The organism is Methylobacterium sp. XJLW (genome assembly GCF_003254375.1).
GTDB classification, from domain to species: Bacteria; Pseudomonadota; Alphaproteobacteria; order Rhizobiales; family Beijerinckiaceae; genus Methylobacterium; species Methylobacterium fujisawaense.
Map to the genome: position 1 here is coordinate 4955766 of NZ_CP016429.1, position 13282 is coordinate 4969047.

12 protein-coding genes are annotated in these 13282 nt (G+C 73.7%); 4 read left to right on the plus strand and 8 right to left on the minus strand.

Features of this window, described 5'->3' with window-relative positions; genetic code table 11:
- Positions 1-26: 26 nt before the first annotated feature.
- Positions 27-2258, minus strand: a complete 2232-nt coding sequence (gene recG, locus A3862_RS22975; protein ID WP_170861803.1) for an ATP-dependent DNA helicase RecG — start codon at positions 2256-2258, stop codon at positions 27-29.
- 97 nt (positions 2259-2355) lie between these two features.
- Here recG and A3862_RS22980 point away from each other — a divergent pair, with 97 nt between their 5' ends.
- Positions 2356-3240, plus strand: coding sequence for an alpha/beta fold hydrolase (locus tag A3862_RS22980; protein ID WP_043756819.1), 885 nt, complete (start codon positions 2356-2358; stop codon positions 3238-3240).
- Between the two features lie 491 nt (positions 3241-3731).
- Positions 3732-4976 (plus strand): UbiH/UbiF family hydroxylase, encoded by a 1245-nt coding sequence (locus A3862_RS22985; RefSeq protein WP_043756817.1) that lies wholly within the window; start codon positions 3732-3734, stop codon positions 4974-4976.
- A gap of 151 nt (positions 4977-5127) precedes the next feature.
- On the opposite strand, the gene A3862_RS22990 is transcribed toward A3862_RS22985, so the two are convergent.
- A complete protein-coding gene (locus A3862_RS22990) occupies positions 5128-5472 on the minus strand; it encodes a hypothetical protein (protein WP_043357312.1) in 345 nt (114 codons plus the stop codon).
- A 162-nt stretch (positions 5473-5634) separates the two neighbouring features.
- The gene (locus A3862_RS22995; RefSeq protein WP_236961453.1) at positions 5635-6942 is read right to left on the minus strand and encodes an acyl-CoA synthetase; all 1308 of its coding nucleotides are present in this window, start codon (positions 6940-6942) and stop codon (positions 5635-5637) included.
- A 454-nt stretch (positions 6943-7396) separates the two neighbouring features.
- Here A3862_RS22995 and A3862_RS23000 point away from each other — a divergent pair, with 454 nt between their 5' ends.
- Positions 7397-8173 (plus strand): invasion associated locus B family protein, encoded by a 777-nt coding sequence (locus A3862_RS23000; RefSeq protein ID WP_043379642.1) that lies wholly within the window; start codon positions 7397-7399, stop codon positions 8171-8173.
- Positions 8174-8295: 122 nt separating this feature from the next.
- Here the strand turns inward: A3862_RS23000 and A3862_RS23005 are convergent, their stop codons facing one another.
- The 3 genes from A3862_RS23005 to A3862_RS23015 form a co-directional block, all read right to left on the minus strand.
- A complete protein-coding gene (locus A3862_RS23005) occupies positions 8296-9291 on the minus strand; it encodes a DUF4424 domain-containing protein (RefSeq protein WP_043756814.1) in 996 nt (331 codons plus the stop codon).
- Positions 9292-9375: 84 nt separating this feature from the next.
- Positions 9376-9714, minus strand: coding sequence for a heat shock protein HspQ (gene hspQ / locus A3862_RS23010; RefSeq protein ID WP_043357318.1), 339 nt, complete (start codon positions 9712-9714; stop codon positions 9376-9378).
- 96 nt (positions 9715-9810) lie between these two features.
- The gene (locus A3862_RS23015) at positions 9811-10554 is read right to left on the minus strand and encodes a DJ-1/PfpI family protein (RefSeq protein ID WP_043357320.1); all 744 of its coding nucleotides are present in this window, start codon (positions 10552-10554) and stop codon (positions 9811-9813) included.
- A gap of 53 nt (positions 10555-10607) precedes the next feature.
- On the opposite strand from A3862_RS23015, the gene A3862_RS23020 reads away from it, so the two are divergent.
- On the plus strand, positions 10608-11591 hold the full coding sequence (locus A3862_RS23020) for a GlxA family transcriptional regulator (RefSeq protein WP_043756811.1): 984 nt from the start codon (positions 10608-10610) through the stop codon (positions 11589-11591).
- Positions 11592-11598: 7 nt separating this feature from the next.
- On the opposite strand, the gene A3862_RS23025 is transcribed toward A3862_RS23020, so the two are convergent.
- Positions 11599-11952 carry an endonuclease domain-containing protein gene (locus A3862_RS23025; protein WP_043756808.1) on the minus strand — a complete coding sequence of 118 codons (354 nt, stop codon included), beginning with the start codon at positions 11950-11952 and terminating at the stop codon, positions 11599-11601.
- Positions 11953-12221: 269 nt separating this feature from the next.
- Positions 12222-13271, minus strand: a complete 1050-nt coding sequence (locus tag A3862_RS23035; RefSeq protein WP_043756806.1) for an HpcH/HpaI aldolase/citrate lyase family protein — start codon at positions 13269-13271, stop codon at positions 12222-12224.
- Positions 13272-13282 lie beyond the last annotated feature (11 nt).

Consider the following 13282-nt stretch of genomic DNA (forward strand, 5'->3'; position numbering starts at 1 on the left):
CACCGGACTTTCCTGAACGAAACCGTTCATCCGGCGCCGATCAAGCGGATCGCAGCCTCGCGCTCGAACAGGTAGAGCAGCACCCGCAGCGCCTGCCCGCGGGGGCTCTTCAGTCCGGGGTCGCGCTCGACGATCATGCGGGCATCGTCGCGGGCGGCTTCCAGCAGGGCGGCATCGCTCTCCAGGCGGGCGAGCCGGAACGCGGCCATGCCGGATTGCCGGGTGCCCAGCACTTCCCCCTCGCCGCGGAGCTTCAGGTCGGCCTCGGCGATGCGGAACCCGTCCTCGCTCGCGCGCATCATCTCGAGCCGGGCCCGCGACACCTGCCCGAGCGGGCCCCGGTAGAGCAGCAGGCAGGACGAGGCCTTCGAGCCGCGCCCGACCCGGCCGCGGAGCTGGTGCAGCTGCGCCAGCCCGAACCGCTCCGCGTGCTCGATCACCATGATGGTCGCCTCGGGCACGTCGACGCCCACCTCCACCACGGTGGTCGAGACGAGGAGCTTGGTCTCGCCGGCGGCGAACCGGGCCATGGCGGCATCCTTCTCGGGGCCGGGCATCTTGCCGTGGATCAGCCCGACCGCATCGCCGAAATGCTGCCGCAGGTCGTCGAAGCGCTCGGCCGCGGCGGCAAGGTCGACGAACTCCGATTCCTCCACCAGCGGGCAGATCCAATAGACCCGCTCGCCACCCGCGATGGCCCGGGCGAGGCCGGCCACCACCTCGTCGATCCGCTCGGTGGGCAGGGTGATCGTGCGGATCGGCTGGCGGCCGGCGGGCTTCTCGTCGAGGATCGAGACGTCCATGTCGCCGAAGAAGGTCAGCGCCAGGGTGCGGGGGATCGGCGTCGCGGTCATGACCAGGAAGTCCACCGCCTCGCCCTTGGCGCCCAGCGCGAGGCGCTGATGGACGCCGAACCGGTGCTGCTCGTCCACCACCGCGAGGCCGAGATCGCGGAAGGTGACCGCCTCCTGGAACAGGGCATGGGTGCCGACCAGGATGTCGATCTCGCCCGCGGCGAGGGCGGCGAGCGTGCTCTTGCGCTCCGCGGCGCGGTCGCGGCCGGTCATCAGGCGCAGGCGCAGACCGCCGGCCAGGGGCTTGAGCCGCTCGAAATGCTGCCGGGCGAGGATCTCGGTGGGGGCCATCAGGGCGGCCTGACGGCCGGCCTCCACCGCCGAGGCCATGGCCAGCAGCGCCACCGCGGTCTTGCCGGAGCCGACATCGCCCTGGAGCAGGCGCAGCATCCGGCGGGGCGCGGCGAGATCGGCGCGGATCTCCGCCACCGCGCGCGCCTGGGCGCCGGTCAGCGCGAAGGGGAGGGCGGCCTCGATGCGGGCGCTCAGGGCGCCGTCGCCGGCATTGACCCGGCCGGCCTTTCGCCGCTGGCGGGCGCGCAGGAGGGCGAGCGCGAGCTGCGAGGCCAGGAGTTCATCGTAGGCCAGCCGCTTCCGGGACGGGGTCGCGGGCGGCGGCTGGAGCGGATCCTCGGCCTTCGGGGGCGCCTCCTCGGGGCGGTGCTCGAGGCGGAGCGCATCCGCGAAGGCCGGCAGGCGGTTCTTCTCCAGCCAGGCCGGGTCCTGCCATTCCGGCAGGACCGGCAGCCGGTCGAGGGCCGCCACCGCGAGCTTGTTGATCGCCCGCGAGGTCAGCCCCTCCGTGGCGCCGTAGACCGGCTCGACGGCGGGCAGCTCGGCCAGTCCCGCCTCGTCCACGATCCGGGACGGGTGGACCATCTGGCGGGTGCCGTCCCAGAGGTCGATCCGGCCGGTGATGTAGCGGTGCGCCCCGAGCGGCAGCATCTTCTCCACCCGGGCGCGGGGCATGCCGAAGAAGACCAGGGAGATGTCGCCGGTGGCATCCTCCACCAGAACCCGGTGCGGGCGCCGGCCCGAACCGATCTGGGCCGGCCGATGCGCCACCACGGTGACGCCGATCGTCACCGGCTCGCCGACGGGCGCGTCGCTGATCGAGCCCATGAGCTTCCGCGCCACGCCGCCCTGGGGCAGGTGGAACAGCAGGTCCACGACCCGGGCCTCGCGCTCGGGGGTGCCGAGCAGCTTCTCGATGAGGGGCGCCATCTTCGGGCCGATGCCCGGCAGGGCGCGGGCCGGCGCGAACAGGGCGTCGAGAATGCTCGGGCGCAGGGCGGGTGCGTCGGCCGATGCGGCGGGACGCGCACGGGCGACCTCGCCCTCGGACGACTCGGCCGCGTCGGGGTCCTTCAAGGCCGGGTCCTGAGTCGCGCGTGCATCTGTCATGGCGGTTCGGCGGACATGGTGCCGGAGGCGCCTTATCATCCGGTGCATCCCGGCGCGCCAGTGCGGCCGATGAAGACCGAGCCCAGAGACCGATCCCATGGCCAGCGACTTCCTGCCGGGCTTCGACCGGCACCGGATCGAGACCGCACCGGGCGTGACGATCCATGCCCGGTCGGCCGGCTCGGGCCCGCCGGTGCTGCTGCTGCACGGCCATCCGCAGACCCTCTCCACGTGGCTCCACGTCGCCCCGCAACTCGCGGAGCGCCACAGCGTGGTGGCGATGGACCTGCGCGGCTACGGGGATTCGTCGAAGCCCCCGGGCGGGGACCGGCATACCAATTACGCCAAGCGCGCCATGGCGGCCGACGCGGTCGCGGTGATGCGGGCGCTCGGCCACGACCGCTTCGCCGTGGTCGGGCACGACCGGGGCGGGCGCGTCGCCCACCGCCTCGCCCTGGACCATCCCGCCGCGGTCGAGCGGATCGCCCTGTTCGACATCGCGCCGACCGCGACCATGTACGCGCGCACCGACAAGGATTTCGCCACCCGGTACTTCTGGTGGTTCTTCTTCATCCAGCCCCATCCCCTGCCGGAGACGCTGATCGGGGCCGATCCGGAATACTTCCTCCGCCACCACGTCGAGGGCCAGTCCAAGACGCCCGGCTCCACCCCGCCGGACCTCTTCGCCGAGTATCTGCGCTGCTACGCCGACCCCGCCTGCCGCCACGCGATCTGCGAGGATTACCGGGCGGCGGCCGGGATCGACCTGGAGCACGACGCCGCCGATGCGGAGGCGCGCGTCGCGGCGCCCCTGTTGGCGCTCTGGGGCGCGAAGGGCGTCGTCGGCCAGACCTACGACGTGCTGGCGACCTGGCGCGAGAAGGCCACCACCGTCTCGGGCCGGGCGCTGGATTGCGGCCACACCCTCCAGGAGGAGCGGCCGGACGCGGTCGTCTCGGAGCTGATGGCGTTCCTGGGCTGACGGCGATCAGCCGCCCGGAGCAGATCGACCGCGAGGTGGGCCGACAGGGTCTCGCCCCGGTCGAGACCGCCGGGCTCGGCTGCCGCCCAGGCCTCCGTCGCGGCCAGGGCCCGGACCTCGGCCATCGCGGAGAGGGCGGTCCGGGCCCGGCGCACCTGCGCCACCGCGATGCCGTATCCCGCGACCGCGTAGCCCCCTGCGACGAGGGGCAGGGACATCGGCCCGGTGCCGCAGCAGGCGTGGCGGCGCTTCCGGGATCCGGCGCGCGGCGCCACGCTGGCGAAGCGGGAGGTCGGATCGAATCGCGACGGCATGCGGATCTCCGGGCGTGCGGCGCTGTGGCCTGCGCGGATCGGGCTTGGCAGAGAGGGCGGAATGCTCAGATACGGGCATGGGCCGCGCCGACGGGAGACCGTGGCGGCGGCCATCTCCCGGACGGGGGGCGCGGAGCCCGGCCGACCCAGGAACGAGCGGAGCGCGTGCGGGGCAACATGTCCGAAGGAGCCAAGGTCGAAGCGGGCCAGGTCGGAGGCGCCGCGACGCCGTTCGAGGTCGCCGTGGTCGGGGCCGGGGCCGCGGGTCTCGCCGCGGCGCTGGCGGTCGCCCGGGAGGGGATCCCCACGGCGCTGGTCGGCCGCCACGCCCCCGTGGCGGACGGGCGGACCGTCGCGCTCCTCGATGGGTCCGTGCGCTTCCTGGAGGCGCTCGGCGCCTGGGAGGCGGTGGCGCCGCACGCGAGTCCCCTCTGCGAACTCCAGATCGTCGACGACACCGGCAGCCTGTTCCGGCCGCCGCCGGCACGCTTCCGCGCCGCCGAGATCGGCCTCGACGCCTTCGGCTGGAACGTCGAGAGCGCCCGGCTGGTCGAGAGCCTGCGCGCCCGCGCCCGGGCGCAGGACAACCTCACCCTGGTCGAGGCGGACGCCGCCGGCGCCGTGCCCGGCGAAGCGACGGCACGCATCGCCCTGGCCGATGGCGCCGCGGTCGAGGCCCGGCTGGTGGTGGCCGCCGACGGCGCGCGCTCGCCGCTGCGGACCGCCAGCGGCGTCCGCGTGCGCGACTGGACCTACCCACAGAGCGCGATCACCACGATCCTGGCCCATGCGCGCCCGCACCGGGACGTCTCCACCGAGTTCCACACCCGGTCCGGTCCCTTCACCCTGGTGCCGCTGCCGGGCGGTCACCGGTCCAGTCTGGTCTGGGTAACCGGGGAGGGCGCGGCCCGGCGTCTCGCAGCCCTCGACGACGCCGCTCTGGGCCAAGCCGTGGAGCGGCAGGCCCGGGCGATGCTCGGCGCCATGCGGGTCGACGGCCCCCGCGGCCTCGTGCCCATGCGCGGCCTCGCGGTGACCCGGCCGGTGGCGAATCGGCTGGTTCTGATCGGGGAGGCGGCCCACGTCTTCCCACCCATCGGCGCCCAAGGGCTCAATCTCGGCCTGCGCGACGCAGCGACCCTGCGCGATACCCTGCTGGTCGCCGCCCGGGACCGCCGCGATCCCGGCAGCCGCCCGGTGCTCGACACCTATGCGCGGGCGCGCCGGGTCGACACGGCGGCGCGCACCGCCGCGGTGGATCTCCTCAACCGCAGCCTGCTCACCGGCCTGCTGCCGGTGGACGCGCTCCGCGGCCTCGGCCTGCTGGCGATGACGCAGCTCGGACCGCTGCGCCGGCTCGTGATGCGGGAGGGCGTGCTGCCCCGGCTCGGCGCCCCGGAGCTGATGCGGGCGGCCCGCTGAACCGCGGGCGCCGCGACAGCCGGCGTCTTCGCGCGCGCCGCAATCCCGGGGCATTCGGCGCCCGACGGCACACGCGGCCCTGAGATCGCTGCGCGCGCACGGACGAGACGGTTCAGGGACGCCCGTTAAGGCGGTACGGGGGCCTGCGGCTTCAGAGATCCGGCTGGGCGGCCACGTAGGCGCCGAGGCGGGTCGCGAGGTCCACCGGGCCGCCCGCCCGGGCCCCGCCCGGATCATTGATGAGGATCACCGGGATGCCGCGGTCGCGGAGATGGCCGCGGAGGCGGGCGGCGCGGCGGGCATAGGCGGGATCGCGGCGGGTGGGCGCCTGAAGCAGCACCGCGGCCGGCCGGGCGATCACGGCCAGCACGTCGTCCGCCGCCTCCATCGAGGCGGTCACGCTCGCATAGCCGAGGCTGGCCAGCTCGCCCGAGAGGGACCGGTCCACGGCGCGGACGCCGTCGTCGACCACGAGCACTTGTTGCAGCGCACCCATAAGCTTGAGCGGTACTCCATCCCGGACGACTTGGAAAGATAGCCGTCACGACAATCCGATGCAGAACCCGCTAACAGGCGGTTCGGATCCCGTGGGTCCGTGTGCAGATGCGAGATTATCTGCGCCGCCTGAGCGCCGGATGAACCGGCGCGGCGCCGCCGTTCAGGTCGCCGCGACCGCCGCGACCGCCACGGCCGTCCCGCCCGACAGGAGCAGGCGGTAGCCCGAATCCCGCCACGCGCGCGGATCCGTCTCCGGGTTTCCGCTTCGGGGAAGCGCCTGTGCGGCGCAGGCCGGCCCACGACAGCCGAGGTCGCCCGCGGGCCCGTGGCCGACGTCCAGGAGGGCGCGCGGCAGGAGCGCGTCCTCCGGATGGGCCAGGGTCGCGGCGAGGTCCTCCAGGCCGGGGCGCGTGAGCACCAGCGCCTCGCCCAGGACCAGCGAATCGAGGCGCTGCGGGCCCGCGAGCCCGGCGCTCCGCCGGGTCAGCCGCGCGGGCGCGCGATGGACCACGTCGAGGACGCGGACGGTCCAGGGCAGCGGCAGAGCGGCAATGGCCGATTCGACCAGGGCCGGGACCACGAGCCGGGTGGGCACCGGCCGCAGGAGGGCGGCGCGGAACCCGGCCTCGTCGAAGGGCAGCACGGTCTCCAGGCCGGCGCCCGCCGCCAGGGCGGCGCCGAGGCCGGTCACGAGGCCACGCAGGTCGTGGCCGGGCAGGAGCGTCAGGACCCGCTCGTCCGCGGACAGGGGCAGCGCGTCGAGATGGGCGGCGATCGCCGCCGCGAGCGCCGCGGCGCTGCGGTAGACGGGCCGGCCGGGATCGCCGCCCGCGAAGGTGACGAGGCCGCGGCTCGGCGCCGGTTCGACCACGCCCCGCTCCAGGGCCATCGCGTCGAGGCTGATCACGCCGTCCGGCACGCTCGGACCGAAGGCCGCGAGGTAGCGCAGGCCGAAATGGCGCATGGCCGCGCGGGTGAGGTCCTCCGCGGGCCGACGCGCGCCGCGGCGGCCCTCCGTCAGAACGGCCACGAGGCCGGCGGACTCGATCCCGGCGGAGAGCTCGGCGCAATCCCAGACGGCCGGCATCGCGCAGGGGAGGTGGCCCGCCGCCTCGACGGCGAGATGGGCGAGGGTCGATTCGGCGCCCCCCGAGAACCACAGGCCGATCCGGCTGCCGGCGGGAAGCCGCCACGCGCCGATCCCGCGGGCGAGCCGCCCGACGATCTCGGCGGCGGCCGCGTAGGTCCAGGTGATGGCCGGGCGCCCGCACCAAGCGACGCGGTCCCCCGAATCACGCAGGACCGTGCGCTGGGGGCCCGTCAGAGCCGCCGCGAAGAGGCGGGCCGCGAGACCCTCGGACAGGCCGCCGAAGAAGCTTTCGGACAGGCCTTCGGGCGCGTCCTCGGATCGCGCGGACGCGTCCAGTGCGGCGTCGGCCGCCCACTCCGCCACCGCCAACGCGCTCACACCCGCCGCCCCCGCCGATCCTGCAGAACTCCTATCATCTCGGCCCGGCAGGGTTAACCGACCGCTAAGGGGGCCGCCGCCGGAGGGCGGCCGCCGGCGGCCGACGGCGCGGCCCGATCACGCGCTCGTGCCTCGCGCCCGCGCAACGTCGTGCTTGCGGCCGGGCGTATGGGGGCCTATCGGGGGCCGGGCGCGGCCAGGACGGTTCCGACAGCCTCCCCGGCCGCGGTGTCATGCCTTCGCCTCATTCAAGGGGAAAGGCAGGCCGCCCGGTCGCCGGGGTGAGGGATGCGCGCAGACGGGCGCCCGTCCCGCCCGATGGCCGGACCGATTCATCCGGAGTTCCGGGCGGCACGCCAACGCGGCGGGCATCCGGACGGTCCGGCGGACCTGCCGCCAGGCCGGCTCCGCATCCTGCCAGCCACACCACGTCTCTTCCAAGGGGTCAGAGCCGATGTCCTTCACCCGCACCGCGACGCTCGCGCGCGCCGCTCTTTTCGGCCTCGCGGGCCTCGGTCTCGCGGCCGCGCCGGCCCTGGCGCAGCCGAAGAAGCCCGCCGCTCCCGCGCCGGCCGCGCCGGCGCCGACCGCCCCGGGCACCCCGGCGGCCAACACCCCGGCCGCCCAGACCGGCCCGCAGATCGTCGCCGTGAAGTCCGAGCCGAGCCAGGCCGACTGGACCAAGGTCTGCGGCAAGGATCAGGGCTCGGGCACCGACATCTGCTACACGACCCGCGACTTCGTGTCCGACCAGGGCCAGCCCGTGCTGGCAGTGGCGGTCTACGAGATGAAGAACGCCGCCCAGAAGCAGGAGGTGCGCGTGGTGCGCTACCTGCTGCCGCTCGGCCTGCTGCTGCAGCCGGGCATCCGCTTCAGCGTCGACGGCCAGGCGGCGACCGCTGGTCGCTTCGCGGTCTGCTTCCCGAACGGCTGCTTCGCCGAGGCCGGCGGCGTCGATGCCGGCGTGATCGCCGCGATGAAGAAGGGCACGACCCTCAACGTCTCGGTCCAGAACCAGACCCAGCGCGAAGTCACCTTCGCGGTGCCGCTGACCGGCTTCGGCAAGGCCTTCGACGGCCCGGCCATCGACCCGAAGGTCCTCGAGGAGCAGCAGAAGAAGCTCCAGGCCGAGCTGGAGAAGCGCTCCGAGGACATGCGCAAGAAGCTGGAGCAGCAGCAGGGCTCCGCTCCGGCCGCCGGTGCCGCGGCGCCGGCCCCCGCCGCCAAGTAAGGGCTTCTGGTCCGCGTTCCTCCGGGACCGCGAGCGCCATCGACCCGCCGCGCGGCGGGTCCGTATCGGGGGCCGGACCGCGAGGTCCGGCCCTTCGCGTTTGAGGCGCCCGGCGCCGGGATCTACCGGGTCCCCGCCGGGCCCGAACCCGGCTGGACGATCAGCACGCGCAGATCCTGGTCGGGAACGTAGTCCCGGGCCTCCCAGCGGAACGTGGTCGGCCCGGTCTTCCGGATGCCCGTGCGGCAGAAGCTCACCACCGCCTCCGGGCTGCCCTTGTCGACCGTGAGGGTGAAGCGCCCGATCGGCGCGGCCCAGTTGCGCGCCGTGGTGACGATGTAGGGCACCACGGTGGCGCGCAGGTAGCCGCTGGGATCCGCCGCCTTCGCCTGCAGGCGCCGGATCGCCGTGAGCCCGGCCTCGTCCAGGCAGTAGGTCGCCCGGTAGCCCTCGCGGGAGGCGTCCTTGAGGTCGAGGAAATGGAAGCCGTTCACCGGCGCGTAGCTGTGCGCGATGCGGATATCCTGCCCGGGCGGGAAGGTCTGGAGCCAGTGGAACTTCGCCTCGCTGCGCCACAGGCCCTCGGTCATGCGATCGGTCATCCCCTCGGATTCGGGGAACAGGCCGGCCTTGACCAGTTCGGCCCACGCGGCGGTGCCGATCCGCTTCTCGGCCGCCTTGATCGCGTCGAAGCGCAGCGGGTTCAGGGGCAGGTCGTGGCGGCGGAGGAGGTCCGTCACCTCGCGCTCGCCCACGAAGGCCCGCTCCTCCAGCTCCGGTGCGAGCGGCTTTCCGTCCACCGTCACGGTGAAGCCGACGAAGTTCGGGCTTTCGGGCTGCGGCAGCGCGAGGGCCGAGAAGCTGAGTTCGCGCCCGTCGATGGGCGGCAGCGGGAAGGCGATCCGCACCGTGCGGGGCTCCTGCCCCTGATTGCGGAACAGGTTGGAGACGCCGATCCGGTCGCTGGCGATCGACAGGTCCTCGCTCGCCAGCGCGATTCCGGGCTCGCGCCTCAGGACCAGCCCGCCGGCATCGAGTTCGGCGGCGCTATCGTTGGCGCGGGCCTGGATCGAGAGAAGGCCGGCGGCCAGAAGCGCGGCGGCGACAGGTCGGATCATGGTGTCGGGCCCGTGCGACGGCACGGGCCGTCACGGAAGGCTATCGCGGCGGCGTTGCCAGGATCTTGACGAGTCCCGGCCCGCTCAGTTCGTGGGGCGGTCCCGCATCCGGTATGCGCCGGCGGCGTCGCGCTCGAACATCTCGGCGATGCCGGCATGGCGCAGGGCTTCGCCCGACGTGTCGGGCAGGAGGTTCTGTTCCGACACGTAGGCCACGTACTCGGTCTCGGCGTTCTCGGCGAGCAGGTGGTAGAACGGCTGGTCCTTGCGCGGCCGGACCTCCTCGGGGATCGCCAGCCACCATTCCTCGGTGTTGTCGAACACCGGGTCGACGTCGAACACGACGCCGCGGAACGGGTAGATCCGGTGGCGCACCACGGCGCCGATCGCGAATTTCGCGGTTCTCAGTGTTACGTCCGTCATGGTTCAGTCCGTCCAGAACGGACAGATAGGTCCGTTGACGGGGCCTGTCACCGGGTCGGTGCCGCCGACCGGTAACGGCGCGCACCGGCCTGCGCGTCATCGGGTGACGGACGCGGGTTCGGGAGGCCGGATGCCGCGTTCGGCCGCGATCGCCCGGGCGGTGGCCTCGCGCCGAGCGGTGAGGTCGGCGGCGGCCGCCCGCGCCCGCGCCACGATGGCCGGCGGGGCCGTCCGGGGCGTGCCGCTGTCGAAGGGCGGCTCGGGGGCGTATTGCATGCCGAGCTGGATCGCCTGCGCGGCCTCGTCGCCGCGCAGCGCGGCGGCGAGCCGCAGCGCCCCGTCGATGCCCGCGGTGACCCCGGCCGCGAACACCCAGGTGCGGCCGTCCGCGTCGCGGTCGATCACGACGCGCTCATCCACCGGCTCGGCCCCGAAGAACGGGAGCAGGTGGACGGCGTTCCAGTAGGTCGTGGCCCGCCGCCCCACCAGCAGACCGGCCGCACCGAGGAGGAGCGCGCCGGTGCAGACCGAGAGGACGTGGCCGGCCCCGGCCGCCTGGTCGCGGATCCAGCCGAGCACGGCCGCGTCCCGCATCAGGGCCTCCTGGCCCTGGCCGCCCGGGACGTGCAGCACGTCGAGCCGCGGGGCCTCCGCCAGGGTGGCATCCGGCAGGATCCGGAGGCCGCGGACGTCGCGGACGGGGTCCAGGCTCGGCGCGTAGACCCGGTAGGTGCTGTTGGGCACCCGGGACAGGACCTCGAACGGGCCGGTGAGGTCGATCTGGTCCAGCCCCTCGAACAGGAGCGAGCCGATCTGCAGATGGGTGTCGGGCGGGATCATGCCGGGCCTCCGTGGTGGACCGGGACACCCTACCGCGTCAGGATCTGGCTGAAATGCCAAAGAGCCCTCGTTTCTCGCCAGATCCGCCGCGACCGGTCGAGGTGCTGGCCTTCCCGTCGGTGCAGCTCCTCGACGTGGCCGGGCCGCTCCAGGTCTTCGCCACCGCCAACGAGCACGGCGGCGCCGGGACCCCATACGCGCCGCGGGTGATCGCGGCCGGCGACCCGGGGCTCACCGCCTCGGCGGGCTTGCGGCTGGTGGCCGACCCGCTGCCGGATCTCGCGGCGCCGGTGGACACGCTGGTGATCGCGGGCGGTCCCGGCGTCGTCGCGGCCTGCGACGACGCCGCCCTGGTGGCCTGGGTGCGGGCCCGGGCGGGCCGGGCCCGCCGGGTCGCCTCGGTCTGCACCGGCGCGTTCCTGCTCGGAGCGGCGGGACTCCTCGACGGGCGGCGGGCCGTGACCCATTGGAAGCATTGCGGCGCGCTCGCCGCGCGCTACCGGCGCGCCCGGATCGAGCCCGACCCGATCTTCGTGCGCGACGGCCCGGTCTGGTCCTCGGCGGGGGTCACGGCGGGCATCGACCTGACCCTGGCGCTGGTCGAGGAGGATCTCGGCCGCGCGACCGCCCTGGCGGTGGCGCGCCACCTCGTGATGTTCCTCAAGCGCCCCGGCGGGCAGGCGCAGTTCAGCGCGGCGCTGGCCCTGCAGGCGGGCGAGGAGCGGTTCGGGCGGCTCCACGCCTTCATGGCGGACAACCTGTCCGGCGACCTGTCGCTGCCGGCGCTGGCCGCGGCGGCCGGGATGAGCGCGCGCAGCCTGAGCCGGCACTATCTGGAGGCGACCGGCCTCACCCCGGCCAAGGCCGTGGAGCGCCTGCGGGTGGAGGCGGCCCGGCGGGCGCTCGCCGAGACGGCGCAGCCGGTGAAGCGAATCGCCCGGACCTGCGGCTTCGGCTCCGAGGAGACGCTGCGGCGCAGCTTCCTGCGGCACGTCGCGGCGACGCCGCAGGCGTATCGGGCGCGGTTCGGCGGATGAGGGGGGACTAGACCGTGTCGCGGCGCTCGAGGGCCGCCAGGATCGTCTCGCGCACGCCGTCGCGATGGTCGTGGATGTCCGCGTTCGGGATGCGGAGCAGGGCGAAGCCGAGCGATTCGAGGATTTCGGTCCGCATGGCGTCTCGGACGAGCTCGGCATCGGTGGAATGCGTTGCCCCGTCCACCTCGACGATGAGTTTAGCCTCTATGCAGGCAAAATCGACGATGTATCGGTCGATCGGGTGCTGGCGGCGGAATTTCCAGCCGTTCAGGGCGCGGTTTCGCAGAACGCGCCAGAGCTTGGCCTCGGCGGATGTCTGGGTGCGGCGCAGGCTTCGGGCTCGCGGGGTCGACTTGATCACTGGACTGGCCCGAAAGGGTGATTGCGAGTCCAGGCGAGGTTACTGGCACATCGCTTGTGCGGGGCCACCTCCAGCTTGAATTCCTTGCCACCGGCTCAGAACACAGCGCAGGTCCCCTCTCCCGTTCGGGAGAGGGACAGGGTGAGGGGTGCGACCTATCCGGAAAAACCTGATCCCTCACCCCAACCCTCTCCCGCACGGGAGAGGGGGCACGTCGTGGCTTGCGGACACCGATCTGTAATCAACAGGGGGGCGCACTCGGCAGCCGCTCACCCCAGCTTGTAGACCGCCGCCAGCTCCGGATCCTTCGCGGCCACCAGCTTGGCGAGATCCACGATGACCTTGGCCTGCTTCCAGGTGGCGTCGTCCTGCATCTTGCCATCGAGCATCACGGCGCCGGTGCCGTCCGGCATGGCCTCGACGATCCGGGCCGCGAAGGCCACCTCGGCCGGGTCCGGCGCGAAGACCCGCTTGGCGATCGCCACCTGGCTCGGATGCAGCGTCCAGGCGCCCGCGCAGCCCATCAGGAAGGCGTTGCGGAACTGCGCCTCGCAGGCCGCGCCATCGGAGAAGTCGCCGAACGGGCCGTAGAAGGCCTTGATGCCGTTGGCCATGCAGGCATCGACCATCTTGGCGATGGTGTAGTGCCAGAGGTCCTGCTGGGCGCTGGCCCGGGGCGCGTCGCCCGCCGGGTCCGCGATCACCCGGTAATCCGGGTGGCCGCCGCCGACCCGGGTGGTCTTCATGCCGCGGGACGCCGCGAGATCCGCCGGCCCGAGGCTCATCCCGTGCATCCGCGGCGAGGCGGACGCGATAGCGTCGACGTTGGCGACGCCCTCGGCGGTCTCCAGGATCGCGTGGACCAGGATCGGCTTCGTCACGCCGTGGCGCGCCTCGAGCTGGGCGAGGAGCTGGTCGATGTAGTGGATGTCCCACGGCCCCTCGACCTTGGGCACCATCACCACGTCGAGCTTGTCCCCGACCTCGGCCACGATCGTGAACAGGTCGTCGAGAATCCAGGGCGAGTTGAGGGCGTTGATCCGGGTCCAGAGGCCGGTGCCGGTGGCGGCGAAGTCGGTGGCCTGGGCCATCGCCACGAAGCCCTTGCGGGCCGCCTCCTTCTGGTCGGCCGGGACCGCGTCCTCCAGGTTGCCCAGCACCACGTCGACCGTGCCGGCGAGCTCCGGCACCCGGGCGCGGACCTTGTCGTTGTGGGGCGGCACGAAGTGGATCATCCGCTCCAGCCGCACGGGCAGCTCGCGGAACGGGGCCGGCGCGCCGGTGGCGAGGGGCTGGAAGAAGCGGCGGGGCAGTTTCATCGGGTGCCTCT